Origin of the sequence: Streptomyces sp. NPDC005492, from assembly GCF_040605995.1 — a bacterium.
Classification (GTDB): domain Bacteria; phylum Actinomycetota; class Actinomycetes; order Streptomycetales; family Streptomycetaceae; genus Streptomyces.
In genome coordinates this window covers 263,091-285,575 of record NZ_JBEXDX010000008.1, presented here as the reverse complement: position 1 = coordinate 285,575, position 22,485 = coordinate 263,091, and the positions used below count along the sequence as shown (strand labels likewise).

The window sequence follows — 22,485 nt, the reverse complement described above, 5'->3', positions numbered from 1 at the left end:
CAGGTCCGGTGGTGCGGAAACCGTCGTCAGGCGCGCGAGGAGACGGGCGATGACGACACCGGCCGGGGGCGCGATGTCGGCGGCGGTGACCAGACCCGGACCCTGCTTGCGCAGGTACATCACGACCGGCTCGTCGTGCTCCGAGGAGACCACGAGCTGCTTGATGTTGAGGATCAGGTCGGTGACGTCCTCCTTGACGCCCGGCACGGTGGTGAACTCGTGCAGGACACCGTCGATCCGGATGCTGGTGACAGCGGCGCCGGGGATCGACGAGAGGAGGGTGCGACGGAGGGAGTTGCCGAGGGTGTAGCCGAAGCCCGGCTCCAGCGGTTCGATCACGAACCGGGAACGGAATTCGTCCACGACCTCTTCGGTCAGAGACGGACGCTGAGCGATCAGCATGAGGTGATTCCTTCAGTCATGGACACCCACTATTTGATGTCCTTGATTGCTACAAGGGTACGGGCGATACGGCACCGAAGTGCCGTACCGCCCGAATCCTCAAGACAACCGTGCGTCAGACGCGGCGGCGCTTCGGCGGACGGCAGCCGTTGTGCGGGGTGGGGGTGACGTCCTGGATGGAGCCGACCTCAAGACCGGTGGCCTGGAGGGAGCGGATCGCGGTCTCGCGACCGGAGCCCGGGCCCTTCACGAAGACGTCGACCTTGCGCATGCCGTGCTCCTGCGCGCGACGGGCGGCCGACTCGGCGGCCATCTGCGCGGCGAAGGGGGTGGACTTGCGCGAGCCCTTGAAGCCGACGTGGCCGGCGGAGGCCCAGGAGATCACGTTGCCCGAGGGGTCCGTGATCGAGACGATCGTGTTGTTGAACGTGCTCTTGATGTGCGCGTGGCCGTGAGCGACGTTCTTCTTTTCCTTGCGGCGCACCTTCTTGGCAGCGCCCTGACGACCCTTGGGGGGCATCTATTACTCCTACGGGGAGGTGGTCGGTCCTACAGCGAAGACCGCTGGTGAAGCGTTGTCCGCTGCGGACTACTTCTTGCCCGGCTTCTTCTTGCCGGCGATGGCGCGACGCGGACCCTTGCGGGTACGAGCGTTCGTGCTGGTGCGCTGACCGCGTACGGGCAGACCACGACGGTGACGGAGACCCTGGTAGCAGCCGATCTCCACCTTGCGGCGGATGTCGGCCTGGATCTCGCGACGGAGGTCACCCTCGGTCTTGATGTTGGCGTCGACGTACTCACGAATCGCGACGAGCTGCTCTTCCGAGAGGTCGCGAACGCGGGTGTTGGGGTCGATGCCGGTCTCGGCCAGCGTCAGCTGGGAAAGGGTCCGACCAATGCCGAACACGTAGGTGAGGGCGACCTCCACGCGCTTTTCGCGCGGGATGTCGACACCGGAAACGCGTGCCATTCAATGGCTCCAGTTGATCTTCGGAGGTCTTCCGCAGAACCGGATCCCAGCCGCCGGCCTCTTCCTTCGAAGATTTGGTACGGCGTGGGTCCCCAGCCTCCGAGCCGGGGGTGTCAGGCGCCTACTACGCCTGGGTCCTGCGTATGAACATGTGTTGCTCGCGTCGCGCGAAACTCTGCGAATCGATGCAGAGGGAAGGTCGTGCGTCAGCCCTGGCGCTGCTTGTGGCGCGGGTTCTCGCAGATGACCATGACCCGACCGTGACGGCGGATCACCCTGCACTTGTCGCAGATCTTCTTGACGCTCGGCTTGACCTTCATTGGTGAGGTTCTCCGGGTCAGTTGCCTTCGGCGCCGCTCGCGCGGAACCTGGGCAAGATCTACTTGTAGCGGTAGACGATCCGGCCACGCGTGAGGTCGTACGGAGACAGCTCCACCACGACCCGGTCGTCAGGGAGGATACGGATGTAGTGCATACGCATCTTGCCGCTGATGTGTGCCAGGACCTGGTGGCCGTTCTGGAGCTCGACCTTGAACATGGCGTTCGGAAGAGACTCGACGACAGTGCCCTCGATCTCGATGGCACCTTGCTTCTTGGCCACGCTTCGCCCTTCGAATCGACTACCTTGATCGACTCGGTGCGTTCCCCTTGCGGGGTGCATGCGGACATGCGGGTGCACGAGAGCCGACGAGTCAGTCTACGTCAGGCCTCTCGGAAAGACGAATCGAGGAAGGATGCCCCAGCGCGTAGATCGTTAAGCACGCGGGGCTGTACGGCGCCCCGAGATACGCGTCCCAGAGGGACGCGGGTCTGTGCCGATGTGCGGCTGCCGCAGCGTGGGCAAGACAAGCCCCCACCGTGTCCCCCTGCCGAAGAACTAAGCAAGAGGATCCGGCGCAGCCGTGATCCCGTGCTCCGCCAGCTTCGCCCTGCCGCCGTCCGGAGCCGTCAGCACGAGGGGCCCCTCCTCCGTCAGCGCGATCGAATGCTCCCAGTGGGAGGACCACGTGCCGTCGGTCGTGATGACCGTCCAGTCGACCGATTCCCGACGCCCCTCTCGCGGGCTCGGCGCCAGGGGCGCCTCACAAGCTTCGAGCGGCTGCGCCGGCCTCCGACCGGCGGTCGCGGCTCGGGCCCCCGTCACGCCAGCGGATCCGGTGCGGCCGTAATGCCGTGCCCCGCCAGCTTCGCCCTGCCGCCGTCCGGAGCCGTCAACACGAGTGGCCCCTCCTCCGTCAGCGCGATCGAATGCTCCCAGTGGGAGGACCACGTGCCGTCGGTCGTGATGACCGTCCAGTCGTCGGAGAGGACCTCGGTCTTCGGGGTGCCGAGGGAGACCATGGGCTCGATGGCGAGGCAGAAGCCGGGGATCAGCTTGGGGCCCTTGCCTCGGCGCTTCTCCACGTAGTTCAGGAGGTGCGGGTCCATGTGCATCTCGGTGCCGATGCCGTGGCCGCCGTAGTCCTCGATGATTCCGTACTTGCCGCCGCCGGGCTTCGGCTGGCGGCGGATGTACGTCTCGATGGCGCGGGAGATGTCGACCAGGCGGTTGCCGAGCTTCATGGCCGCGATGCCGGCCCACATCGACTCCTCGGTGACCCGGGAGAGCTCGATCAGTTCGGGGGCGTGGCCGGAGCCGACGAAGGCGGTGTACGCCGCGTCGCCGTGCCAGCCGTCGATGATCGCGCCGCAGTCGATGGAGATGATGTCGCCGTCCTTCAGGACGACCTCGTCGGAGGGGATGCCGTGGACGACGACCTCGTTCACCGAGGTGCAGATGGTGGCCGGGAAGCCGCCGTAGCCAAGGAAGTTCGGCTTCGCGTTGTGGTCCGCGAGGACCTTGCGGGCGACCTCGTCCAGATCCTTCGTGCTGGCGCCGGGCACCGCGGCCTCACGCGTGGCCGCGTGGATCGCGGCGACGACCAGCCCCGCCTCGCGCATCTTGGCGATCTGCTCGGGGGTCTTGATCTGCACCATGGGGGCCTGCGCTCTCCGTCTTCCGTGTCACATGGGAATGGCTGTACACAACAGTACGGCCGCGGCACCCGTGCGGGCACCGCGGCCGGAACTGCCTGACTCCTACTTGTCGCTCTCGTCCTCGCGCTTCAGCGCCTCCAGCGCCCGCTGGGTGACCTCGTCCACCGGACCGAGCGAGGAGATCGTGACCACCAGGCCCTGGGCCTTGTAGTAGTCGATGATCGGCTCGGTCTGCGTGTGGTAGACCTCCAGGCGGGTGCGGACCGTGTCCTCGGAGTCGTCGTCGCGCTGGTACAGCTCTCCGCCGCAGACGTCACAGACGCCGTCCTGCTTCGGCGGGCTGTACGTCACGTGGAAGACGTGGCTGGAGTCCTTCCGGCAGATGCGGCGGCCCGCGATGCGCTTGACCACCTCGTCCTCGGAGACCTCCAGGTCGAGCACCGCGTCCAGCTTGATGCCCTCGGTCTTCAGCAACTCGTCCAGCGCCTCGGCCTGCGACACGTTGCGCGGAAAACCGTCCAGCAGAAAGCCGTTGGCGGCGTCCGGCTGCTCCATGCGGTCCTTGGCCATCGCAATGGTGACCTCGTCCGGGACCAGGTTGCCCGCGTCCATGTAGGACTTCGCCAGTTTGCCGAGTTCCGTGGCCTGACTGATGTTGGCACGGAAGAGGTCGCCCGTGGAGATGTGCGGGATGTGCAGCGTCTTGGCGAGGCGCACAGCCTGCGTACCCTTACCGGCACCCGGCGGCCCGACGAGGACGATTCGCATCAGCGGAGGAACCCTTCGTAATTGCGCTGCTGGAGCTGGCTCTCGATCTGCTTCACCGTCTCCAGACCCACACCCACGATGATCAGGATGCTGGTACCACCGAACGGGAAGTTCTGGCTTGCCCCGAAGCCCACCAACGCCATCGTCGGGACGAGAGCGATCAGACCCAAATACAGCGAACCCGGCCAGGTGATCCGGTTGAGTACGTAGCTCAGGTACTCAGCGGTCGGTCGGCCAGCCCGGATGCCCGGGATGAAGCCACCATACTTCTTCATGTTGTCGGCGACTTCCTCGGGGTTGAAGGAGATCGCCACGTAGAAGAACGCGAAGAAAACGATCAGGAGGAAGTACGCGGTGATGTAGATCGGGTGGTCACCCTTGGTCAGGTTCTGCGTCACCCAGGTCTTCCAGGCGGCGTCGCCGCTGGAGAACTGCGCGACCAGAGCCGGGATGTAGAGCAGCGACGACGCGAAGATGACCGGGATCACACCCGCCTGGTTGACCTTCAGCGGGATGTAGGTCGATGTACCGCCGTAGGAACGGCGGCCGATCATGCGCTTCGCGTACTGCACCGGGATGCGGCGCTGGGCCTGTTCGACGAAGACCACCAGGCCGACCATCACCAGGCCGACGAGGATGACGGTGCCGAACTCGATCCAGCCGCCGGCCAGCGTGCCCTGCTTCTTGATGGTCCACAGCGCGGACGGGAAGGTGGCCGCGATCGAGATGAACATCAGGATCGACATGCCGTTGCCGATGCCGCGGTCGGTGATGAGCTCGCCGAGCCACATCACGACGCCGGTGCCGGCGGTCATGGTGACGACCATCGTGATCGTGGTGAAGATGGCGCGGTCGGGCACGATCGAGGTGGCGGCCGAGCAACCGCTGAACAGCGCGCCGCTGCGGGCGGTGGCGACCAGACCGGTGCCCTGGAGGATGGCGAGGGCCACCGTCAGATAGCGGGTGTACTGCGTGATCTTCGCCGTACCGGCCTGGCCCTCCTTCTTGAGGGCTTCGAGGCGCGGGATCACCACGGTCAGCAGCTGGAGGATGATGCTCGCCGTGATGTACGGCATGATTCCCAGCGCGAAGATGGTGATCTGCAGCAACGCGCCACCGGAGAACATGTTGACCAGGCCGAACAGGCCTTGGTTGCCGGAGGCCTCGGTCACACACTGTTGTACGGCTGTGTAGTTCACGCCCGGGATCGGTACGTGGGTACCCACGCGGTAGACCACGATGATGCCGAGCGTGAAAAGCAGCTTCTTGCGCAGGTCGGGCGTCCTGAACGCCCGGGCGAACGCGGTGAGCACGGTTCCTCCTGCGACCCCCGCGACGCGCGCGGCAGGGACTAGTCGTATGAACAGGGCCCAGCGGGGCCGAACGATGTTTTCTACCACCCCGACACCGAACGGCATACCGCGCGCGCGTATAGGTGGACCTACGGACTCTAACAGTGCCCGTGCAGCCAGGTGAAGTTCCCCTGAGAGACGGCCGTCATCATGTTGACGCTCTCCGCGAACGGGAGAACGAACGGCAAGGGCCGGGCAGTTCCCCCGAAGGGGAGCTGCCCGGCCCTTGTACGTGTGCGGTGGGACCGACCGGGCTCAGACGAGCTCGGTGACGGTGCCGCCGGCGGCGGTGATCTTCTCCTTGGCGGAGCCGGAGACGGCGTCGACCGTCACCTGCAGCGCCACGGAGATCTCGCCCTGGCCGAGCACCTTGACGAGGCTGTTCTTGCGAACGGCACCCTTGGCGACGAGACCCTCTACGGTGACCTCGCCACCCTCCGGGTACAGCGCGCCCAGCTTGTCGAGGTTCACGACCTGGAACTCGGTCTTGAACGGGTTGCGGAAGCCCTTCAGCTTCGGAAGACGCATGTGGAGGGGCATCTGGCCACCCTCGAAGCGCTCCGGAACCTGGTAACGGGCCTTCGTACCCTTGGTTCCACGACCGGCCGTCTTACCCTTCGACGCCTCACCACGACCCACACGGGTCTTGGCGGTCTTGGCGCCCGGGGCGGGACGGAGGTTGTGGATCTTGAGCGGGTTGTTCTCCGCCATGATCAGTCGACCTCCTCAACCGTCACGAGGTGGCGGACGGTGTGCACCATTCCGCGGAACTCGGGGCGGTCCTCCTTGACGACCACGGTGTTGATCCCCTTGAGACCAAGGGACCGCAGAGTGTCACGGTGGTTCTGCTTGCTGCCGATGTACGACTTCGTCTGCGTGACCTTGAGGCGAGCCATTACGCACCCGCCCCGGCACGTGCACGAAGGAGAGCCGCGGGGGCGACGTCCTCGAGGGGCAGACCGCGGCGGGCCGCGATCTCCTCGGGACGCTGCAGGCCCTTGAGGGCCGCCACGGTCGCGTGCACGATGTTGATCGCGTTGGACGAGCCGAGCGACTTCGACAGGATGTCGTGCACGCCGGCGCACTCCAGGACAGCTCGCACCGGGCCACCGGCGATAACGCCGGTACCGGGGGAAGCAGGCTTGAGCAGGACGACGCCCGCGGCCTTCTCGCCCGTGATCGGGTGCGGGATGGTGCCCTGGATACGGGGGACCTTGAAGAAGTGCTTCTTGGCCTCCTCAACACCCTTGGCGATGGCGGCCGGCACCTCCTTGGCCTTGCCGTAACCGACACCCACGGTGCCGTCACCGTCGCCCACCACGACCAGCGCGGTGAAGCTGAAACGACGACCACCCTTGACAACCTTGGCGACGCGGTTGATCGCGACTACGCGCTCAACGTACGCGGTCTTCTCGGCGGCAGCAGCGCCGCCGTCACGGCCCTTCCGGTCCCGCCGCTCGCCGCCACCGGCACCGCTTCCACGGCGCTGGGGTCCAGCCATTGGATTACCTCTCTCTTTCCGCTAGCTACGGAAGCGACTAGAACTTCAGTCCGGCTTCGCGGGCGGCGTCCGCCAGGGCGGCGATGCGCCCCGCGTACTGATTGCCGCCACGGTCGAATACGACAGCCTCGACACCGGCGGCCTTGGCGCGCTCGGCGACCAGGGCGCCGACCGACTTGGCCTGCGCGGACTTGTCGCTCTCGCCGCCGCGGATCGAGGTGTCCAGGGTCGACGCCGACGCCAGGGTGTGACCCTTGATGTCGTCGATGACCTGGGCCACGATGTGGCGGTTGGAGCGGGTCACGACCAGGCGCGGACGCTCAGCCGTACCGGAAATGTGCTTCCGGATGCGGATGTGACGACGCTTGATGGCAGCACGCTTGTAAGCGTCGCCCTTAGCGATCTTCGTACCGTATGCCATGGCTTACTTACCCGCCTTTCCGACCTTGCGCCGGATGACTTCGCCCTCGTACTTGACGCCCTTGGCCTTGTACGGGTCGGGCTTGCGCAGCTTGCGGATGTTGGCCGCAACCTCGCCGACCTTCTGCTTGTCGATGCCCTCGACCGAGAAGTGCGTCGGGTTCTCGACCTTGAACGAGATGCCCTCGGGCGCCTCGACCGTGATCGAGTGGCTGTAGCCGAGCGCGAACTCGAGGTTCGATCCCTTGGCCGCAACGCGGTAACCGACACCGCTGATCTCGAGCTTCTTCACGTAACCCTCGGTCACGCCGGTGATCATGTTCGCCACCAGCGTGCGGGACAGGCCGTGCAGGGCCTTGTTCTGACGCTCGTCGTTGGGGCGGGTGACGTTGAGAACGCCGTCCTCACCCTTGGCGATGTCGATCGGCGATGCGACGGTGTGGGTCAGCGAGCCCTTGGGGCCCTTGACCGAGACCGTACGGCCGTCGATGGTGACGTCCACGCCGGCGGGAACCGTGATGGGGAGCTTGCCAATACGCGACATAGCTTCTTCCGATTCCTTTCCGCTACCAGACGTAGGCGAGAACTTCTCCGCCTACGCCCTTCTTGCCGGCCTGCTTGTCGGTGAGGAGACCGTGCGACGTGGAGATGATCGCCACGCCGAGGCCGCCCAGCACCTTGGGCAGGGAGGTGGACTTCGCGTAAACCCGGAGACCGGGCTTGGAGATCCGCTTGATGCCCGCGATGGAGCGCTCACGGTTGGGGCCGAACTTCAGCTCCAGGACGAGGTTCTTGCCGACCTCGGCGTCCTCGACCTTCCAGCCCGTGATGAAGCCCTCCTGCTGGAGGATCTCCGCGATGTGGGACTTGATCTTGGACGCCGGCATCGTCACGGAGTCGTGGTATGCCGAGTTCGCGTTCCGCAGACGCGTAAGCATGTCTGCGATCGGATCAGTCATGGTCATGAATTGGCCTTCGGCCTCTCTCGCCGGGGTTTCCAGGTGCCCATCCCTCTCCTCGATCCGAGACGAGGCGGGTGCGGTGCGGTGGACCTACGGCGTAGTAAGTCGTATGGGCGGCAATCAGGCGCCCAACCCTCCTAGCCTAAGCCATGGAGGGGTGGGCACCTGACCGTGCCCTTTACTTACCGAGAGCTTCGGGAGTCCGGAACTACCGGACTACCAGGAGCTCTTGGTCACGCCCGGCAGCTCGCCACGGTGAGCCATCTCACGAAGGCACACGCGGCACAGGCCGAACTTGCGGTACACGGAGTGCGGGCGGCCGCAGCGCTGGCAGCGGGTGTAGCCACGCACACCGAACTTGGGCTTACGAGCAGCCTTGGCAATGAGAGCCTTCTTCGCCATCTCGCTTACGCCTCCTTGAAGGGGAAGCCGAGGTGACGGAGAAGGGCACGGCCTTCGGCGTCGTTGGTCGCCGTGGTCACCACGGTGATGTCCATACCCCGGACGCGGTCGATCTTGTCCTGGTCGATCTCGTGGAACATGACCTGCTCGGTGAGACCGAAGGTGTAGTTGCCACGACCGTCGAACTGCTTGGGAGACAGACCACGGAAGTCGCGGATGCGCGGAAGCGCGAGCGACAGGGTGCGGTCCAGGAACTCCCACATGCGGTCGCCACGGAGCGTGACGTGGGCACCGATCGGCTGACCCTCGCGCAGCTTGAACTGCGCGATGGACTTGCGGGCCTTGGTGATGGCCGGCTTCTGACCGGTGATCGTGGTCAGGTCACGGACGGCACCGTCCATGAGCTTGGAGTCACGGGCGGCGTCGCCGACACCCATGTTGACCACGATCTTGACGAGGCCGGGGATCTGCATGACGTTCTCGTAGGAGAACTCCTCACGCAGCTTGCCCGCGATCTCCTCGCGGTACTTCGTCTTGAGACGCGGGCTGGTGGTGGTAGTCATCAGATGTCCTCACCCGTCCGCTTGGCAACGCGGATCTTGTTGCCCTCGTCGTCGAAGCGGTAGCCGACACGCGTGACGACCTTGTTGCCGTCCTTCTCAACGACCAGCTGGACGTTGGAGACGTGGATCGGCGCCTCGGTCGTGACGATGCCGCCGGCCTGCGAACCGCTGGCGGTCGGGCCGGCCTTGGTGTGCTTCTTGACCCGGTTGACACCCTCGACCAGGACGCGCTCGTCGCGCGGGTAAGCGGCAATGACCTTGCCCTGCTTGCCCTTGTCCTTGCCGGTGATGACCTGAACCGTGTCACCCTTCTTGATCTTCATGCTTACAGCACCTCCGGAGCCAGCGAGATGATCTTCATGAACTTCTTCTCGCGCAGCTCGCGCCCGACCGGGCCGAAGATGCGGGTGCCGCGAGGGTCGCCGTCGTTCTTCAGAATGACGGCGGCGTTCTCGTCGAAGCGGATGTACGAGCCGTCCGGACGACGGCGCTCCTTCACGGTGCGAACGATGACCGCCTTGACGACGTCACCCTTCTTCACGTTGCCACCGGGGATCGCGTCCTTGACGGTGGCGACGATGACGTCACCGATGCCCGCGTAGCGGCGACCGGAGCCACCGAGCACACGGATGCAAAGGATTTCCTTCGCACCAGTGTTGTCGGCGACGCGCAGTCGCGACTCCTGCTGGATCACGTCTATCTCCTGATCGTCTGCCGGTTCCCCAAGGGCCGTTCAGTGAACGGCCCTTGGAGCCTGGCGGAACTGTCCTGCGAGGTTGCCCGCAGGAGAATTACTTGGCCTTCTCGAGGATCTCGACGATGCGCCAGCGCTTGGTCGCCGACAGCGGACGGGTCTCCATCAGGAGGACCCGGTCGCCGACGCCGGCCGCGTTCTGCTCGTCGTGGGCCTTGAGCTTGTTCGTACGGCGGATGACCTTGCCGTACAGCGCGTGCTTCACGCGGTCCTCGACGGCGACGACGACGGTCTTGTCCATCTTGTCGCTGACGACGAGACCCTCACGGGTCTTGCGGAAGCCGCGGGAAGCGGTCTGCTCTTCAGTCACGTTGCTCTCGCTCATCAGGCGCTCTCCACCGTCTCGATGCCCAGCTCGCGCTCACGCATCAGGGTGTAGATCCGCGCGATGTCCTTGCGGACGGCCTTGAGCCGACCGTGGTTCTCGAGCTGACCGGTCGCCGCCTGGAAGCGGAGGTTGAACAGCTCTTCCTTGGCTTCGCGGAGCTTCGCGAGAAGCTCCTCGTCACCCAGTTCGCGCAGCTCGGACGCCTTGGTACCGGCCGACATCACGCTTCACCTGCCTCGCGCTTGACGATCCGGCACTTCATCGGCAGCTTGTGGGCTGCGCGAGTCAGGGCCTCACGGGCGATCTTCTCGTTGGGGTAGGACAGCTCGAACATGACCCGGCCCGGGTGCACGTTCGCGATCCACCACTCGGGAGAACCCTTACCGGAACCCATGCGGGTCTCGGCAGGCTTCTTCGTGAGCGGGCGGTCCGGGTAGATGTTGATCCAGACCTTGCCGCCACGCTTGATGTGGCGGGTCATCGCGATACGGGCGGCCTCGATCTGGCGGTTCGTCACGTACGCCGGCGTGAGGGCCTGAATGCCGTACTCGCCGAACGAAACCTGCGTACCGCCCTTGGCCTGACCACGGCGCTTGGGGTGGTGCTGCTTGCGGTGCTTGACCCTACGGGGGATCAGCATGTCGGTCAGGCCTCCGTTCCGGTGCTCTCAGCCGGAGCGGCAGCCGCCGGAGCCTCGGCCTTGGGGGCCTCGGCAGCGGGAGCAGCCTGCTGCGGCTTGCGACCGCGACCGCCGCGCTCGCCGCCACGGCCACCACGGGCCGGGCGGTCGGCGCCGCCGCCACCACGGGCCGGGCGGTTGCCGGCGCGGGCAGCGGCGTTCTCGGCGCGGACCTCGGCGATGTTCTTGACATCGCCCTTGTAGATCCAGACCTTCACGCCGATACGGCCGAAGGTCGTCTTGGCCTCGAAGAAGCCGTAGTCCACGTTCGCGCGGAGCGTGTGCAGGGGCACACGGCCCTCGCGGTAGAACTCCGAGCGGGACATCTCGGCGCCGCCGAGGCGACCGCCGCACTGGATCTTGATGCCCTTGGCGCCGGCCTTCATCGCCGACTGCATGCTCTTACGCATGGCGCGGCGGAAGGAGACGCGGGAGGACAGCTGCTCGGCGACGGCCTGGGCCACCAGCTGAGCGTCCGTCTCCGGGTTCTTGACCTCGAGGATGTTCAGCTGGACCTGCTTGCCGGTCAGCTTCTCCAGGTCACCGCGGATGCGGTCGGCCTCGGCGCCGCGGCGGCCGATGACGATGCCCGGGCGAGCGGTGTGGATGTCCACCCGCACGCGGTCACGGGTGCGCTCGATCTCAACCTTCGAGATGCCGGCGCGCTCCATGCCGGACGTCATCATCCGACGGATGGCGACGTCTTCCTTGACGTAGTCCTTGTACAGCTTGTCGGCGTACCACCGGGACTTGAAGTCCGTGGTGATGCCGAGCCGGAACCCGTGCGGGTTAACCTTCTGGCCCATTACCGGGTTCCTTCCTTGCTGCTGACGACCACGGTGATGTGGCTGGTCCGCTTGCGGATCCGGTAGGCACGGCCCTGGGCGCGCGGCCGGAACCGCTTCAGGGTCGGACCCTCGTCGACGTAAGCCTCGGAAATGAAGAGGCTGTCGGCGTCGGTGTGGTCGTAGTTGTGCGCGGCGTTGGCAATGGCGCTGTCCAGCACCTTGCCGACCGGCACGCTCGCGGCCTGCGGGGCGAAACGCAGGACCGCCTGAGCCTCCGTGGCGTCCATGCCACGGATGAGGTCCACCACGCGGCGGGCCTTCATGGGCGTGACGCGGATGTACCGCGCCTGGGCCCTGGCTTCCATGGTTGTCCCTTCAGTGTTTGTCATGGTCGTTCACCCCGCGCTAGCGGCGCTTCGACTTCCGGTCGTCCTTGACGTGACCCCGGAAGGTGCGCGTCGGCGAGAACTCGCCGAGCTTGTGGCCGACCATCGACTCGGTGACAAACACCGGGATGTGGGTCTTGCCGTTGTGCACCGCGATCGTGTGGCCGAGCATGGCCGGGACGATCATCGAGCGGCGGGACCAGGTCTTGATGACGTTCTTGGAACCGGCCTCGTTCTGTACGTCCACCTTCTTGATGAGGTGGCCGTCGACGAAGGGCCCCTTCTTGAGACTGCGCGGCATCTAAACCCGCTCCTAGCGCTTCTTGTTCGTCTTGCGGCGGCGGACGATGTACTTGTTCGAAGCCTTCTTCGGCGAACGAGTACGACCCTCCTTCTGACCCCACGGGGAGACCGGGTGGCGACCACCGGAGGTCTTGCCCTCACCACCACCGTGCGGGTGGTCGACCGGGTTCATCGCAACACCGCGGACGGTCGGGCGGACGCCCAGCCAGCGCTTGCGGCCTGCCTTGCCCCAGTTGATGTTGCTCTGCTCGGCGTTGCCGACCTCGCCGACCGTGGCGCGGCAGCGCTGGTCGACCAGGCGGATCTCACCGGAGGGCATGCGGAGGTGGGCCATCGAGCCCTCCTTCGCGAGCAGCTGCACGGAGGCACCGGCGGAGCGGGCGAACTTGGCGCCGCCACCGGGACGGAGCTCGATCGCGTGGATCGTGGTACCGACCGGGATGTTGCGGAGCGCCAGGTTGTTGCCCGGCTTGATGTCGGCCCCGGGACCGTTCTCGACGCGGTCACCCTGCGACAGGTTGCGGGGGGCGAGGATGTAGCGCTTCTCGCCGTCCGCGTAGTGCAGCAGCGCGATGCGCGCGGTGCGGTTGGGGTCGTACTCGATGTGCGCGACCTTCGCCGGCACGCCGTCCTTGTCGTGACGACGGAAGTCGATCACTCGGTAGGCGCGCTTGTGTCCGCCACCCTGGTGGCGAACGGTCACACGACCGGCGTTGTTACGGCCGCCCTTGCTGTGCAGCGGGCGGACCAGCGACTTCTCCGGCGTGGACCGCGTGACCTCGACGAAGTCGGCGACGCTGGAGCCACGACGGCCCGGCGTAGTCGGCTTGTACTTGCGGATACCCATTGTCTCTCAGTCCTCGGAAGTTTCCGATTATCTGGACGCTCCGACCCGCTTACGCGGTCGGACCGCCGAAGATGTCGATACGGTCGCCCTCAGCGAGGGTTACGATCGCGCGCTTGGTGCTGGCACGCTGACCGAAACCGGTCTTCGTGCGCTTGCGCTTGCCCTGGCGGTTGATCGTGTTGACCCCGGTGACCTTGACCGAGAAGACCGCCTGGACGGCCTGCTTGATCTGGGTCTTGTTCGCGCCCGGGGCGACGATGAACGTGTACTTGCCGCCATCGAGGAGCGCGTAGCTCTTCTCGGAGACGACCGGCTTCAGCAGCACGTCACGGTGGTCCGTGAACGACTTGCTGATCGGCGTCTCGACGGTGTTCTTGCCCTCGGTCTCGTGGCGCTTCGCCTTGGCGAGACGCGCGACCTTCTTGGCCTTGGCGGCCTTCGAGGCGATGCTCGGGTGACGCGTAGCCATCAGGCTTCGCTCCCTTCGGTGTCAGCGGCCTGGGGGCCAGACACGAAGGACTCGAAAGCGGCCTGGGTGAAGACCACGTCGTCCGAGACGAGAACGTCGTACGTGTTCAGCTGGCCCGGCTCCAGGATGTGGACCTGGGGCAGGTTGCGCGCGGAAAGCAGCGCGGCCTCGTCGGAGCGCTCGATGACCAGGAGCACGTTCTTGCGCTCGCTGACCTTGCCGAGGAAGCTCTTGGCGGCCTTGGTGGAGGGGGTCTCGCCCTCGATCACGCCGGTGACGACGTGGATACGAGCGTTGCGGGCCCGGTCGGTGAGGGCGTGGCGCAGGGCCGCGGCCTTCATCTTCTTCGGGGTCCGCTGCGAGTAGTCGCGCGGCGTGGGGCCGTGGACGACGCCACCGCCGGCGAACTGCGGGGCGCGGGTCGAACCCTGACGGGCGCGGCCGGTGCCCTTCTGGCGGTAAGGCTTCTTACCGCCACCGCGGACCTCGCCACGACGCTTGACCTTGTGCGTGCCCTGACGGGCGGCGGCCAGCTGCGCGACGACGACCTGGTGAAGCAGCGGGATGCTGATCTTCTCGACGTCGAAGATCTCGGCCGGGAGCTCTACGGTCCCGGCGGTGTCGCCGGAGGGCGACAGAATGTCAATGGTGCTCATAGTCCTCAGGCCCCCTTGGCCGCGGTGCGGACCAGGACGAGGCCGCCGTTCGGACCAGGAACCGCGCCCTTGATGAGGAGCAGGCCCTTCTCCGCGTCAACGGCGTGAACGGTCAGGTTCTGGGTGGTGACCCGCTCGTTGCCCATACGACCCGCCATGCGGAGGCCCTTGAACACACGGCCCGGGGTGGCACAGCCACCGATGGAGCCGGGAGAGCGGTGCTTGCGCTGGGTGCCGTGTCCGGCGCCGAGGCCCTTGAAGTTGTGACGCTTCATGACACCGGCGAAGCCCTTGCCCTTGCTCTTGCCGGTCACGTCCACCTTGACGCCGGCCTCGAAGGTCGCGGCGGTGATCTCCTGGCCGAGGGTGTACTCGCTGGCGTCAGCGGTACGGATCTCGACGAGGTGGCGGCGGGGCGTGACGTCGGCCTTGGCGAAGTGGCCCTTGAGGGGCTTGTTCACCTTGCGCGGGTCGATCTCGCCGAAGGCGATCTGGACCGACTCGTAGCCGTCACTGTCGTTCGTACGGACCTGGGTCACGACGTTGGGGCCGGCCTTGACGACGGTGACCGGAACAACACGGTTGTTCTCGTCCCACACCTGCGTCATGCCGAGCTTCTCGCCCAGGATGCCCTTGATCTGCTTGGTCATCTCTAACTCACCGACCCGATCAGAGCTTGATCTCGATGTCGACACCGGCCGGGAGGTCGAGTCGCATCAGAGAGTCAACGGTCTTGGGGGTCGGGTCGAGGATGTCGATCAGGCGCTTGTGGGTGCGCATCTCGAAGTGCTCGCGAGAGTCCTTGTACTTGTGCGGCGACTTGATGACGCAGTACACGTTCTTCTCAGTGGGCAGCGGCACCGGGCCCGCGACCGACGCACCAGTGCGGGTCACCGTCTCGACGATCTTCTTCGCCGAGGAGTCGATGACCTCGTGGTCGTAGGCCTTGAGCCGGATGCGGATCTTCTGTCCCGCCATGGCTACTCAGTAGTCCTGTCTCTAGTAACGCTCTGCACCCCGGTAAATCCTTCCGCCCTCTACGGTTCCTCCGACCCACGCGGTCGGGTGTGTCGCACTCTCACCGACACAGAGGTCCCACATTCGGAACTTCCCTGCTGGGAAAGCACGGCCCGTCCGGAACCGCAAGCCGAGGGCGAAGAAGCCCACCGGGTGCCTGGCCGGCGCTGCACTGACACTTCCCGAAAGATTCCCGTACGTCCGCCCCAGTGCTGCCGTAAGGCAGTTGGGACGACGAGTACTGTGGGACTCGCTTCCGGTCCTCCCGGCGGGAGGCGCGCAGCATCAACACTCGACCGAGCAACTCCGACAGTCTGCCATATGGGGCAGGGGGCTGGCCAATCGGGGCGTAGAGATTACCCCTGGAGTGACGTAGGTCAAACACGGGGCCGCGGAGATCGCTCGTGGTGTAGGAGCCTGCCCCCTCCACAAGGCAGCCGCGCGCCTAGGCCCTCCCCACAAGTGCCGTGACGGCCATCCAGCCCAGGCACCCCCCGCATGCGATCACCAGCGGCACCCAGCTCTGGGCACGCCGGGCCCGGACGATCAGCCACACCGCACCCGCGGCCACCACGAGCCCCAGGACGGCCGCGGCCACCTGAAGACCACCGACCGCTTGCCCGCGGCCTGCCGCACTCCGACCGAGCACCACCAGCGAGCCGACCGCGAGCAGAACCGCGAAGAGGCCGGTGAGACCGGTGAACAGCCCCCGCCCACGGTCGTCGACCGCGGCCCGCGCATCGGTACGGTCACCGAGGCGGACTCCGTTGTCGAGGTTTGCCCTGCTTTCGCGGTTCGTCACGGCGGGCACTCTATCGGCGCCGACGACGGCGTTCGCTCATTATTTCCGGCGAATCGCGAAACGTCCGCGCCGCAGCGGGAGTTGACGGGACGGGAACGCAGACGTGAGCACGGGAGGCCCGAATGAAACTCAGAGTGAACCCTTGGGACCTCAGTGGATACGCGCGGCAGATCGGCCGCGCGGCGGACGACGCGGCGGACTTCAAGGCCCACTGCACCAAGTACACGGACGTGGGCGTCTCGGACCAGGGCCTGCTGAACCTTTTCCTGACCACACACACGGCAACGGTGAAGACGGTCAGCCTGGCGATGGACAGATTGCAGGAAGTCCTCAGGGCGGCAAGCGCGGAACTGGAGCGCAACAACAAGTACTACGCGCACACGGACTTGGCCGTGGCGAGGCGCGTGGACGCCACCTATCCCCTCGTCGAACGCCCGGCCGACTAGCCCCATGTCCGACTTCATCGACCTCACCGAACCGACGAGCCTGCTCAAGGCCCCGTCCACGCCGGACGAGTACTCCTGCGGCCCGATCCTCGACACGTTCAACAACTGCGGCGACCTGATGAGCCCGACGTACTGGGTGACGGAGGCCTACAACGCGGTCTTCGGTTTCAACCCACTGGACGAAGTGATCCAGTGGTTCGCCGGCGACTGGGAGTCGTTCGCCAAGTGCGGTGTCGTCTGGGACCAGTTGGGCAAGGCCGTGGATGCGGTCTCCGGCAACATCAGGGCCGGCAACAAGACGCTCGACCTGACATGGGACGGACGGGCCGCCGACGCGGCCTACACGTACTTCCACACCTGCGCGGCGAAACTCGAAGAGATCAGGGACGAGTTCGGCAACCTGAGGACTCAGTACGACCATCTGGCCCACTCCGCCTATGCCACGGCCGAGGCCATCAACGGTTACCTGTGCGGCATCATCGACGGCCTCCTGATCACGGCCGTCGAGCTGGCGGCAGGCACCGCACTGTCGTGGACCGGCGTCGGCGCGGCGGTGGGCTACGGCCTCGCCGCACTGGAGATCGCCAACATGCTGCGCCTGTGGGGCCAGGCCACCCAGGCCATCGGCAACGTCCAAGGCATCGTGAACGGCGCGGTGGGCGTAGTGGAAACCATCGGCGCAGCCCTTTACGGAACGATCTCCGAGTTCACGAAGATCGGCGAGTACGACCACCCGGATCCGTCGATCTGACGCCGCGCCCCCACCCACCACACGCACGCACGCACGAACCAGGGAAGACGCCCGTGCCCGACGAACTCCGCATCGGCGACGCCGACTTGATGGACATCACCGGCGGCGACCAGGCCCGCGCCCGGTCGCTCCGCAAGGCCCTCCAGAGGCTCGCCCACGACCGCGCCCCCGACGATCCGCTGCGCGAGATGGCCCGCGAGGTCCTCAGCGGCCGCACGGGTCTGCGCGAGGCAGCCCGAGTTCCCGCATACGCGGAGGCACTGGGAGATCGCGTCGCCCGCGGCTTCCGCGAGTACAACAGCCTCTCCCCCGAGGAACGCGGGAACCAGGAGGCTGCGGCGCGGGCCTACCTGGCGGAACAGCAGGAGGAGATCGAGGCGGAGAGACTGAGCGACCGCCACGAACAACGCACACGTTCATCTCTGTGAACATGAATCATGTACACGCATCTTGACGCGTCCACAGCAAGCGCTTACGTTCCCTCACGAGAACGCGGGCAAGCGCTTTCTCTTGCACGGAACCCCTGGTCATGGGACGACCCTGGAGGCAGAACGATGCAAGCGAGACCAGTCATCGCGTGCGTCGGCCTAGTGGCCGGCACACTCGTCGCCCTCTCCGGCAGCCCGGCACAGGCCGCGAGCGCCACGCAGTACGTGTCGCCGACCGGCACCGCGAGCGCCGCCGGCACCCTCTCCGCCCCCACCACCCTCGCCACAGCGATCAGCCGCATCGCGTCCGGCGGCACGATCTACCTGCGGGGCGGGACGTACGCCTACGGCTCGACGATCACGATCCCGGCGGGGAGCGACGGCACGTCCGCCGCCCGCACCACGCTCACCGCCTACAACGGCGAGACGCCGATCCTCAACTTCTCTTCACAGACCGAGAGTTCGTCGAACCGCGGCCTTCAGCTCTACGCCAACTACTGGCACGTCTACGGCCTCACCGTCGAGCACGCGGGCGACAACGGCATCTACGTCGGCGGCAGCGACAACGTCATCGAGCGCACGGTGACGGCGTACAACCACGACACGGGTCTGCAACTGGGCCGCATCTCCTCCAGCACGTCGAGCGCGCAATGGCCCTCGAACAACCTGGTGGTCAGCTCGGAGTCGCACGACAACGCCGACTCCGACGGCGAGGACGCGGACGGCTTCGCCGCGAAGCTCACGACCGGCACCGGGAACGTCTTCCGCTACGACGTCTCCCACAACAACATCGACGACGGCTGGGACCTCTACACCAAGACCGACACCGGCGCGATCGGCCCGGTGACCATCGAGTACAGCCTCTCCTACGGCAACGGCACCCTCACCGACGGCAGCCAGAGCGGCGACGGCGACCGCAACGGCTACAAGCTCGGCGGCGACGACATCGCCGTCAACCACGTCGTCCGCCACGACATCGCCTACGGCAACGGCCATCACGGGTTCACCTACAACAGCAACCCCGGCACGATGGCGATATCGAACAACGTCGGCATCGACAACGCGGAACGCAACTTCTCCTTCGACACGGGCACGTCGGTCTTCCGTACGAACACGTCCTGCCGGTTCGCGGTCAGCGGCTCGAACGACAAGACGGTGGGCGACGCCGACAGTTCGAACCAGTTCTGGACGGGCACGAACGGTTCGCGCTGCGCGTCGTACGGCGGGAGCCTGGGGTGGTCGTTCGCCTCGGACGGGAAGCTGGCGGTGACGTTCGGGGGGAAGGTGGTGAACCCGTAGGGGCACGGCGTGCGGGGTGCGGGTTTCCTCACCCCGATGCGCCGGTGGGCCGCGTTGAAGGATGCACACTCCAGCTACTGGCCAATAAGGGCTACCGCGTCGACACCGACCGACAAAGTGGCGCTCCGGATTGACTCTTAGCGGCACTAATTAACATCCACCCCTAAAGCACATCATGAAGCAGTTAATGTGCTCATCGACCGAATAATCCACTCTGTCGGTGGGGGTATGCATGCACAAGTGGGCGAAGATCGCTCTTGTGGCAGCCATGGCCTTGGGGGGAATGGCGGGACCGAGCGCAGGAGTCAGTTCCGCCGCGACGAGCTGCTACGGGGGTGCCCGGTCGGCGACCATCCAGCTGCTGTACGGCAACAACGCGGTGGGGCCCTACTACACGACCAACCGCTGCATGGACGTCAACGTACGGCTTACGTACGTCCGCTACCAGACGGACGCCCGCTCCTGCCTGGAACGGGCCAACGGTTCGACGATCAGTTGCAGCCGTTGGAAGCTGCTGCCCTATCCGGGATGGGCAACGTTGTCCACCAACGTGCGGGACAACACCCGCTTCCGCCTGGAGTTCAAGACACAGCCCGGTGAGACGATCAGCTACCTCGTAGCTTCGTAGGACACCTCCCCTTGGGTGCAGCTGACGAGACAACGTCACCTGCACCCAAGGGTTTTGAGAGTCGCCGGGAAGTAAGCGCGCATGAACTTCTCGATGTCCTTGCGGTGGGTTTGGTCGGTCAGGCGGATTTGGGGGAGTTGCAGGGTGAGGGTGAAGTACTTGCCGCCGTTGGTATTGCAGGGGGCGATAGAGATTGCGCCGTCGGTGCCAGCGATTGTCTTGTAACCGAGGTTGATACTGCGCGGTGCCGTGACACGTGAGATCGACCCGGCGCCTGTCGCCAGGTACATGAGATCCGTTGCCGTGTCATCCCACGAAAAACGGAGTTCGAGAACAGGGTCACGATCCGAAAGAAGCACACACGGCGCAGTGATCGCAGTGGAGCGATCGACTCGGTTGTACTCGTACAAGTCGTCCGTGGACGTCACAAGCAGGCGGGTGAGTGCGGGATCGATTTTGGTCCCACAAATCGCCTTTGGAACCTCGTGATCAGTGGGGCTACCACAGGACGCCACAAGGACCGACAGCAACAAGGCGATCAGGATCCGGTGAACTTTCACGTGGCTCGCTCTCCGGACATCCCAGTCGCCTGCGCCATTCCATCTCGTGCAGATCTACCGATCTCCTCTTTGGCGTTATAGTACGGGTTATCTTCCACGTTATGAGTTTTCTTCCACTCGTCTGCTAGGGCCATCAGTTGGCCGTTCCTCTTGGTGTACGCCTGGATGTTCTCGTCCTCCTGCTTGCTGTCCAACCGCTTCTGCTCATCAGCCAGCCACTGGTCCGTCACATAGTCAAACCCGGTCTGCACATCGCCGCTCACCACAGGGATATAGCTGATCGCCTTGTCGAAGAGTGGCTTGGTCTCGAATTCGGCGACCTTTGGGTCCCCCGCTGCCTGCACCCGAGCCTCCTCCAGAAAACCGACGGTCCGACCAGCCTGAGTGAGAGATGCGGGCGAGTTTGACGAGTCGTGATGAATGGCCGCAACCATCGCCTGGTTCATCCCCCCGTTCAAGGCCCCATACGCCCCCTCATCCTTGGACACCTGCTTCCCAACCTCAAAAAGCTGATGCTGGTCCAAGGGCGACTTCCTGATATCGACCTCGCTCATGGCCGCATGCACCGTATCCCCGTGATTTACCAGCACATTGGCCATGGGCCTACGCAACGACGGCGGAAATTCGTCCCCACTGTCGGACAGATACTTCAACGCCGACTTGAACACCGCATCATTAACACCCCGATCCCCCACCGCCCGCCCATGCCGATCCGCAGGATCGATCCCCGTCGCCCCCGCCTGCAGCGCCGCCCCGAACCCGGCCCGATCGTCCCCGTCCAGCCCGGGCACATAGTGCCCGCCCTTCGAGGCCCCCTCGTCGTTCAGGACGACGTTCCAATCCCGCTCCTTCATGAGGTATTTCATGTGAGCCTCGGAGTGGAGATAGTGTGCGGCACCGGCCGGATCGCGGCTCATGATGCCGAGCATGCCGTCGACCGGGTCGTTGGCGAACCAGCCGTCCCGTGATCCGCTGTAGCCGCCCTTCACCCGCCAGATCCCGGGGTTCTTCTTCTCCGCCGCGATCATGTCGCCGGTGAGGTCCTCGACCATCCCGGGGGCGTACCCGTGGCCCTTCCGCATCAGCGTGACCAGGGACTGGTAGCCGACGGCCTTGTCCAGGTGAAGGCCCTGCGCGTCGGTGGCGTAGTGGCGGACGCCCGCGTGGCGCATGCCGGTGCGCCATCTCCGGTACCAGTCCGACTTGGTGTCCCTCGTCGCCGTGGCGAGGGTGTTCGCCAGGCCCGCCTCGATCGTCGAGTACGTGGCCACCCCGGCACCGCCCTGGACGTGGATGCGGTCGTTCAGTTCGTTGGTGAGCCGGATCGTGCCGGCCGGGCCCAGGTCGTCCAGCAGCAGGTGCGAGAACGCCTCGTCCCCGCTGTTGTCGCGGAACGACCTTTCCAGTTCGGCGAGTTGGGCGTCCGTGAGGTGTCCGCCCTTGCTCAGCTTCGCCAGGTACCGGTCCGCCTCCTCCGCCTCGTACTTCTCCACATCGCCCACCGCCCGGCCGTTGAAGCCCCGTCCCCCTGCAAGGAGTTCGGAGTCGATCACGACTCCCGCCAGGGCGATCCGTACGCCCATGTCCGCGTCCGTCACATCACGTACCGCCTTGGTGATGCGGTCCTGCCAAGACCGAACGGCCCCGGCATCACCGGGAGTCTCCGGCTGATCCGGGCCGGGGCTCACCACCCCCTGCTCCGAGACCGACATACCCGCCCGGATGGCGTCCCACCGCGCCGCCACCACCCGACCCCGCAGCTCGACGAACCGGTCGTGCGCGTCCCGTAGCAGCGACGCGATCCCCTTGGCCTCCGTCTGCGCGTACTGGAACTCCTTGAGCGTGGTGTCGAAGCGGGCGTTCGCCGCGTCGGCGCTCAGCCCGGCCCACGACGTCCCCATGGAGATGCCGTGCACATCCCGCCGGTACGCCGTCTCCTGTTTCTCGAACTCGCCCGCCATGCCGTCCCAGCGCTCGGCCGCCGTGGTCAGCGTGGCGAGGTCGGTGGTCATGATCTCGTGATACGT

General features: G+C 65.7%; 36 protein-coding genes and 2 pseudogenes. 5 read left to right on the top strand and 33 right to left on the bottom strand.

Features of this window, described 5'->3' with window-relative positions:
- The 31 genes and pseudogenes from ABZT04_RS14725 to ABZT04_RS14575 all read right to left on the bottom strand — a co-directional run.
- Nucleotides 1-402 (bottom strand): annotated as a pseudogene (locus ABZT04_RS14725) (DNA-directed RNA polymerase subunit alpha); the annotation flags it as partial.
- Between the two features lie 115 nt (nucleotides 403-517).
- Nucleotides 518-922, bottom strand: coding sequence for a 30S ribosomal protein S11 (gene rpsK / locus ABZT04_RS14720; RefSeq protein WP_003956432.1), 405 nt, complete (start codon nucleotides 920-922; stop codon nucleotides 518-520).
- 69 nt (nucleotides 923-991) lie between these two features.
- On the bottom strand, nucleotides 992-1,372 hold the full coding sequence (gene rpsM / locus ABZT04_RS14715; RefSeq protein WP_019055531.1) for a 30S ribosomal protein S13: 381 nt from the start codon (nucleotides 1,370-1,372) through the stop codon (nucleotides 992-994).
- A 206-nt stretch (nucleotides 1,373-1,578) separates the two neighbouring features.
- Complete coding sequence (gene rpmJ, locus ABZT04_RS14710) at nucleotides 1,579-1,692, bottom strand: 50S ribosomal protein L36 (RefSeq protein WP_003998809.1); 114 nt, start codon at nucleotides 1,690-1,692, stop codon at nucleotides 1,579-1,581.
- Between the two features lie 59 nt (nucleotides 1,693-1,751).
- Nucleotides 1,752-1,973 (bottom strand): translation initiation factor IF-1, encoded by a 222-nt coding sequence (gene infA, locus ABZT04_RS14705; protein WP_003948620.1) that lies wholly within the window; start codon nucleotides 1,971-1,973, stop codon nucleotides 1,752-1,754.
- Nucleotides 1,974-2,249: 276 nt separating this feature from the next.
- Nucleotides 2,250-2,408, bottom strand: a pseudogene (locus ABZT04_RS14700) (type I methionyl aminopeptidase); the annotation flags it as partial.
- Nucleotides 2,409-2,512: 104 nt separating this feature from the next.
- Nucleotides 2,513-3,349: a type I methionyl aminopeptidase gene (map, locus tag ABZT04_RS14695; RefSeq protein ID WP_356056551.1), complete on the bottom strand. Its 837-nt coding sequence runs from the start codon at nucleotides 3,347-3,349 to the stop codon at nucleotides 2,513-2,515.
- A 102-nt stretch (nucleotides 3,350-3,451) separates the two neighbouring features.
- Nucleotides 3,452-4,117: an adenylate kinase gene (locus tag ABZT04_RS14690; RefSeq protein ID WP_356056550.1), complete on the bottom strand. Its 666-nt coding sequence runs from the start codon at nucleotides 4,115-4,117 to the stop codon at nucleotides 3,452-3,454.
- Nucleotides 4,117-5,430, bottom strand: a complete 1,314-nt coding sequence (gene secY / locus ABZT04_RS14685) for a preprotein translocase subunit SecY (protein ID WP_356056549.1) — start codon at nucleotides 5,428-5,430, stop codon at nucleotides 4,117-4,119. Before secY ends, ABZT04_RS14690 begins: the two co-directional genes overlap by 1 nt.
- A gap of 294 nt (nucleotides 5,431-5,724) precedes the next feature.
- Nucleotides 5,725-6,180 carry a 50S ribosomal protein L15 gene (rplO, locus tag ABZT04_RS14680; protein ID WP_189190330.1) on the bottom strand — a complete coding sequence of 152 codons (456 nt, stop codon included), beginning with the start codon at nucleotides 6,178-6,180 and terminating at the stop codon, nucleotides 5,725-5,727.
- Between the two features lie 2 nt (nucleotides 6,181-6,182).
- Nucleotides 6,183-6,365 carry a 50S ribosomal protein L30 gene (rpmD, locus tag ABZT04_RS14675; RefSeq protein WP_006376032.1) on the bottom strand — a complete coding sequence of 61 codons (183 nt, stop codon included), beginning with the start codon at nucleotides 6,363-6,365 and terminating at the stop codon, nucleotides 6,183-6,185.
- On the bottom strand, nucleotides 6,365-6,970 hold the full coding sequence (gene rpsE / locus ABZT04_RS14670) for a 30S ribosomal protein S5 (protein ID WP_006376045.1): 606 nt from the start codon (nucleotides 6,968-6,970) through the stop codon (nucleotides 6,365-6,367). Before rpsE ends, rpmD begins: the two co-directional genes overlap by 1 nt.
- A gap of 37 nt (nucleotides 6,971-7,007) precedes the next feature.
- Nucleotides 7,008-7,391, bottom strand: a complete 384-nt coding sequence (gene rplR / locus ABZT04_RS14665) for a 50S ribosomal protein L18 (protein WP_019055526.1) — start codon at nucleotides 7,389-7,391, stop codon at nucleotides 7,008-7,010.
- 3 nt (nucleotides 7,392-7,394) lie between these two features.
- Entirely contained in the window at nucleotides 7,395-7,934 is a 540-nt protein-coding gene (rplF, locus tag ABZT04_RS14660; protein WP_043676830.1) for a 50S ribosomal protein L6, read from the bottom strand.
- Between the two features lie 22 nt (nucleotides 7,935-7,956).
- Nucleotides 7,957-8,355 carry a 30S ribosomal protein S8 gene (rpsH, locus tag ABZT04_RS14655; RefSeq protein ID WP_013001411.1) on the bottom strand — a complete coding sequence of 133 codons (399 nt, stop codon included), beginning with the start codon at nucleotides 8,353-8,355 and terminating at the stop codon, nucleotides 7,957-7,959.
- Between the two features lie 213 nt (nucleotides 8,356-8,568).
- On the bottom strand, nucleotides 8,569-8,754 hold the full coding sequence (locus ABZT04_RS14650) for a type Z 30S ribosomal protein S14 (RefSeq protein ID WP_003948630.1): 186 nt from the start codon (nucleotides 8,752-8,754) through the stop codon (nucleotides 8,569-8,571).
- A 5-nt stretch (nucleotides 8,755-8,759) separates the two neighbouring features.
- Nucleotides 8,760-9,317, bottom strand: a complete 558-nt coding sequence (gene rplE, locus ABZT04_RS14645) for a 50S ribosomal protein L5 (protein WP_019055523.1) — start codon at nucleotides 9,315-9,317, stop codon at nucleotides 8,760-8,762.
- Nucleotides 9,317-9,640, bottom strand: a complete 324-nt coding sequence (gene rplX, locus ABZT04_RS14640; RefSeq protein WP_060901494.1) for a 50S ribosomal protein L24 — start codon at nucleotides 9,638-9,640, stop codon at nucleotides 9,317-9,319. Before rplX ends, rplE begins: the two co-directional genes overlap by 1 nt.
- 2 nt (nucleotides 9,641-9,642) lie before the next feature.
- Nucleotides 9,643-10,011 carry a 50S ribosomal protein L14 gene (gene rplN, locus ABZT04_RS14635; protein WP_003998823.1) on the bottom strand — a complete coding sequence of 123 codons (369 nt, stop codon included), beginning with the start codon at nucleotides 10,009-10,011 and terminating at the stop codon, nucleotides 9,643-9,645.
- Nucleotides 10,012-10,108: 97 nt separating this feature from the next.
- A complete protein-coding gene (gene rpsQ / locus ABZT04_RS14630; RefSeq protein WP_019072282.1) occupies nucleotides 10,109-10,396 on the bottom strand; it encodes a 30S ribosomal protein S17 in 288 nt (95 codons plus the stop codon).
- On the bottom strand, nucleotides 10,396-10,620 hold the full coding sequence (gene rpmC, locus ABZT04_RS14625) for a 50S ribosomal protein L29 (protein WP_003998824.1): 225 nt from the start codon (nucleotides 10,618-10,620) through the stop codon (nucleotides 10,396-10,398). Before rpmC ends, rpsQ begins: the two co-directional genes overlap by 1 nt.
- Nucleotides 10,620-11,039, bottom strand: a complete 420-nt coding sequence (rplP, locus tag ABZT04_RS14620) for a 50S ribosomal protein L16 (RefSeq protein ID WP_010986348.1) — start codon at nucleotides 11,037-11,039, stop codon at nucleotides 10,620-10,622. Before rplP ends, rpmC begins: the two co-directional genes overlap by 1 nt.
- Before the next feature lie 5 nt (nucleotides 11,040-11,044).
- A complete protein-coding gene (gene rpsC / locus ABZT04_RS14615; protein WP_355905177.1) occupies nucleotides 11,045-11,884 on the bottom strand; it encodes a 30S ribosomal protein S3 in 840 nt (279 codons plus the stop codon).
- Nucleotides 11,884-12,231 carry a 50S ribosomal protein L22 gene (rplV, locus tag ABZT04_RS14610; RefSeq protein ID WP_003974262.1) on the bottom strand — a complete coding sequence of 116 codons (348 nt, stop codon included), beginning with the start codon at nucleotides 12,229-12,231 and terminating at the stop codon, nucleotides 11,884-11,886. Before rplV ends, rpsC begins: the two co-directional genes overlap by 1 nt.
- Before the next feature lie 40 nt (nucleotides 12,232-12,271).
- Complete coding sequence (rpsS, locus tag ABZT04_RS14605) at nucleotides 12,272-12,553, bottom strand: 30S ribosomal protein S19 (protein ID WP_019055518.1); 282 nt, start codon at nucleotides 12,551-12,553, stop codon at nucleotides 12,272-12,274.
- 12 nt (nucleotides 12,554-12,565) lie between these two features.
- Nucleotides 12,566-13,402: a 50S ribosomal protein L2 gene (gene rplB / locus ABZT04_RS14600; protein ID WP_093824855.1), complete on the bottom strand. Its 837-nt coding sequence runs from the start codon at nucleotides 13,400-13,402 to the stop codon at nucleotides 12,566-12,568.
- Between the two features lie 49 nt (nucleotides 13,403-13,451).
- Nucleotides 13,452-13,871 (bottom strand): 50S ribosomal protein L23, encoded by a 420-nt coding sequence (rplW, locus tag ABZT04_RS14595; protein WP_355905172.1) that lies wholly within the window; start codon nucleotides 13,869-13,871, stop codon nucleotides 13,452-13,454.
- Nucleotides 13,871-14,527 (bottom strand): 50S ribosomal protein L4, encoded by a 657-nt coding sequence (gene rplD, locus ABZT04_RS14590; RefSeq protein ID WP_328831004.1) that lies wholly within the window; start codon nucleotides 14,525-14,527, stop codon nucleotides 13,871-13,873. The genes rplW and rplD overlap by 1 nt, the downstream gene beginning before the upstream one ends.
- A 5-nt stretch (nucleotides 14,528-14,532) precedes the next feature.
- Nucleotides 14,533-15,177: a 50S ribosomal protein L3 gene (gene rplC / locus ABZT04_RS14585; RefSeq protein ID WP_355905167.1), complete on the bottom strand. Its 645-nt coding sequence runs from the start codon at nucleotides 15,175-15,177 to the stop codon at nucleotides 14,533-14,535.
- 19 nt (nucleotides 15,178-15,196) lie between these two features.
- Nucleotides 15,197-15,505, bottom strand: a complete 309-nt coding sequence (rpsJ, locus tag ABZT04_RS14580) for a 30S ribosomal protein S10 (RefSeq protein ID WP_003948644.1) — start codon at nucleotides 15,503-15,505, stop codon at nucleotides 15,197-15,199.
- 484 nt (nucleotides 15,506-15,989) lie between these two features.
- Entirely contained in the window at nucleotides 15,990-16,346 is a 357-nt protein-coding gene (locus ABZT04_RS14575) for a hypothetical protein (RefSeq protein WP_356056548.1), read from the bottom strand.
- A gap of 122 nt (nucleotides 16,347-16,468) precedes the next feature.
- Here ABZT04_RS14575 and ABZT04_RS14570 point away from each other — a divergent pair, with 122 nt between their 5' ends.
- From ABZT04_RS14570 to ABZT04_RS14550, 5 genes are all read left to right on the top strand, one after another.
- The gene (locus ABZT04_RS14570; RefSeq protein WP_356056546.1) at nucleotides 16,469-16,792 is read left to right on the top strand and encodes a hypothetical protein; all 324 of its coding nucleotides are present in this window, start codon (nucleotides 16,469-16,471) and stop codon (nucleotides 16,790-16,792) included.
- A 4-nt stretch (nucleotides 16,793-16,796) separates the two neighbouring features.
- Entirely contained in the window at nucleotides 16,797-17,543 is a 747-nt protein-coding gene (locus ABZT04_RS14565; protein WP_356056544.1) for a hypothetical protein, read from the top strand.
- 53 nt (nucleotides 17,544-17,596) lie between these two features.
- Nucleotides 17,597-17,971, top strand: coding sequence for a hypothetical protein (locus ABZT04_RS14560; protein ID WP_356056542.1), 375 nt, complete (start codon nucleotides 17,597-17,599; stop codon nucleotides 17,969-17,971).
- Nucleotides 17,972-18,097: 126 nt separating this feature from the next.
- Nucleotides 18,098-19,270: a right-handed parallel beta-helix repeat-containing protein gene (locus tag ABZT04_RS14555; RefSeq protein WP_356056541.1), complete on the top strand. Its 1,173-nt coding sequence runs from the start codon at nucleotides 18,098-18,100 to the stop codon at nucleotides 19,268-19,270.
- Nucleotides 19,271-19,553: 283 nt separating this feature from the next.
- Nucleotides 19,554-19,898, top strand: a complete 345-nt coding sequence (locus ABZT04_RS14550; protein WP_355905152.1) for a hypothetical protein — start codon at nucleotides 19,554-19,556, stop codon at nucleotides 19,896-19,898.
- A gap of 35 nt (nucleotides 19,899-19,933) precedes the next feature.
- Here ABZT04_RS14550 and ABZT04_RS14545 read toward each other — a convergent pair whose 3' ends face one another.
- Nucleotides 19,934-20,458 (bottom strand): hypothetical protein, encoded by a 525-nt coding sequence (locus tag ABZT04_RS14545; RefSeq protein ID WP_356056540.1) that lies wholly within the window; start codon nucleotides 20,456-20,458, stop codon nucleotides 19,934-19,936.
- Entirely contained in the window at nucleotides 20,455-22,470 is a 2,016-nt protein-coding gene (locus tag ABZT04_RS14540) for a hypothetical protein (protein WP_356056539.1), read from the bottom strand. Before ABZT04_RS14540 ends, ABZT04_RS14545 begins: the two co-directional genes overlap by 4 nt.
- Between the last annotated feature and the right edge of the window lie 15 nt (nucleotides 22,471-22,485).

What these genes read in the sequence shown, in the direction of transcription:
- ABZT04_RS14540 (WP_356056539.1), bottom strand. Translation starts at nt 22,470, where the DNA reads ATGACCACCGACCTCGCCACGCTGACCACGGCGGCCGAGCGCTGGGAC.
- ABZT04_RS14570 (WP_356056546.1), top strand. Translation starts at nt 16,469, where the DNA reads ATGAAACTCAGAGTGAACCCTTGGGACCTCAGTGGATACGCGCGGCAG.
- rplP (WP_010986348.1), bottom strand. Translation starts at nt 11,039, where the DNA reads ATGCTGATCCCCCGTAGGGTCAAGCACCGCAAGCAGCACCACCCCAAG.
- rpsH (WP_013001411.1), bottom strand. Translation starts at nt 8,355, where the DNA reads ATGACCATGACTGATCCGATCGCAGACATGCTTACGCGTCTGCGGAAC.
- ABZT04_RS14690 (WP_356056550.1), bottom strand. Translation starts at nt 4,117, where the DNA reads ATGCGAATCGTCCTCGTCGGGCCGCCGGGTGCCGGTAAGGGTACGCAG.
- ABZT04_RS14565 (WP_356056544.1), top strand. Translation starts at nt 16,797, where the DNA reads ATGTCCGACTTCATCGACCTCACCGAACCGACGAGCCTGCTCAAGGCC.
- rplE (WP_019055523.1), bottom strand. Translation starts at nt 9,317, where the DNA reads ATGACTACCACCACCAGCCCGCGTCTCAAGACGAAGTACCGCGAGGAG.
- rplX (WP_060901494.1), bottom strand. Translation starts at nt 9,640, where the DNA reads ATGAAGATCAAGAAGGGTGACACGGTTCAGGTCATCACCGGCAAGGAC.
- ABZT04_RS14650 (WP_003948630.1), bottom strand. Translation starts at nt 8,754, where the DNA reads ATGGCGAAGAAGGCTCTCATTGCCAAGGCTGCTCGTAAGCCCAAGTTC.
- rpsJ (WP_003948644.1), bottom strand. Translation starts at nt 15,505, where the DNA reads ATGGCGGGACAGAAGATCCGCATCCGGCTCAAGGCCTACGACCACGAG.
- rplW (WP_355905172.1), bottom strand. Translation starts at nt 13,871, where the DNA reads ATGGCTACGCGTCACCCGAGCATCGCCTCGAAGGCCGCCAAGGCCAAG.
- map (WP_356056551.1), bottom strand. Translation starts at nt 3,349, where the DNA reads ATGGTGCAGATCAAGACCCCCGAGCAGATCGCCAAGATGCGCGAGGCG.
- rpsQ (WP_019072282.1), bottom strand. Translation starts at nt 10,396, where the DNA reads ATGAGCGAGAGCAACGTGACTGAAGAGCAGACCGCTTCCCGCGGCTTC.
- rpsE (WP_006376045.1), bottom strand. Translation starts at nt 6,970, where the DNA reads ATGGCTGGACCCCAGCGCCGTGGAAGCGGTGCCGGTGGCGGCGAGCGG.
- rplV (WP_003974262.1), bottom strand. Translation starts at nt 12,231, where the DNA reads ATGGAAGCCAGGGCCCAGGCGCGGTACATCCGCGTCACGCCCATGAAG.
- rplC (WP_355905167.1), bottom strand. Translation starts at nt 15,177, where the DNA reads ATGACCAAGCAGATCAAGGGCATCCTGGGCGAGAAGCTCGGCATGACG.
- rpmJ (WP_003998809.1), bottom strand. Translation starts at nt 1,692, where the DNA reads ATGAAGGTCAAGCCGAGCGTCAAGAAGATCTGCGACAAGTGCAGGGTG.
- rpsK (WP_003956432.1), bottom strand. Translation starts at nt 922, where the DNA reads ATGCCCCCCAAGGGTCGTCAGGGCGCTGCCAAGAAGGTGCGCCGCAAG.
- ABZT04_RS14550 (WP_355905152.1), top strand. Translation starts at nt 19,554, where the DNA reads ATGGCGGGACCGAGCGCAGGAGTCAGTTCCGCCGCGACGAGCTGCTAC.
- rplO (WP_189190330.1), bottom strand. Translation starts at nt 6,180, where the DNA reads ATGGCGGAGAACAACCCGCTCAAGATCCACAACCTCCGTCCCGCCCCG.
- rplF (WP_043676830.1), bottom strand. Translation starts at nt 7,934, where the DNA reads ATGTCGCGTATTGGCAAGCTCCCCATCACGGTTCCCGCCGGCGTGGAC.
- rpsS (WP_019055518.1), bottom strand. Translation starts at nt 12,553, where the DNA reads ATGCCGCGCAGTCTCAAGAAGGGGCCCTTCGTCGACGGCCACCTCATC.
- ABZT04_RS14555 (WP_356056541.1), top strand. Translation starts at nt 18,098, where the DNA reads ATGCAAGCGAGACCAGTCATCGCGTGCGTCGGCCTAGTGGCCGGCACA.
- rplR (WP_019055526.1), bottom strand. Translation starts at nt 7,391, where the DNA reads ATGGCATACGGTACGAAGATCGCTAAGGGCGACGCTTACAAGCGTGCT.
- rplD (WP_328831004.1), bottom strand. Translation starts at nt 14,527, where the DNA reads ATGAGCACCATTGACATTCTGTCGCCCTCCGGCGACACCGCCGGGACC.
- rpsM (WP_019055531.1), bottom strand. Translation starts at nt 1,372, where the DNA reads ATGGCACGCGTTTCCGGTGTCGACATCCCGCGCGAAAAGCGCGTGGAG.
- rpsC (WP_355905177.1), bottom strand. Translation starts at nt 11,884, where the DNA reads ATGGGCCAGAAGGTTAACCCGCACGGGTTCCGGCTCGGCATCACCACG.
- rplB (WP_093824855.1), bottom strand. Translation starts at nt 13,402, where the DNA reads ATGGGTATCCGCAAGTACAAGCCGACTACGCCGGGCCGTCGTGGCTCC.
- rpmC (WP_003998824.1), bottom strand. Translation starts at nt 10,620, where the DNA reads ATGTCGGCCGGTACCAAGGCGTCCGAGCTGCGCGAACTGGGTGACGAG.
- rpmD (WP_006376032.1), bottom strand. Translation starts at nt 6,365, where the DNA reads ATGGCTCGCCTCAAGGTCACGCAGACGAAGTCGTACATCGGCAGCAAG.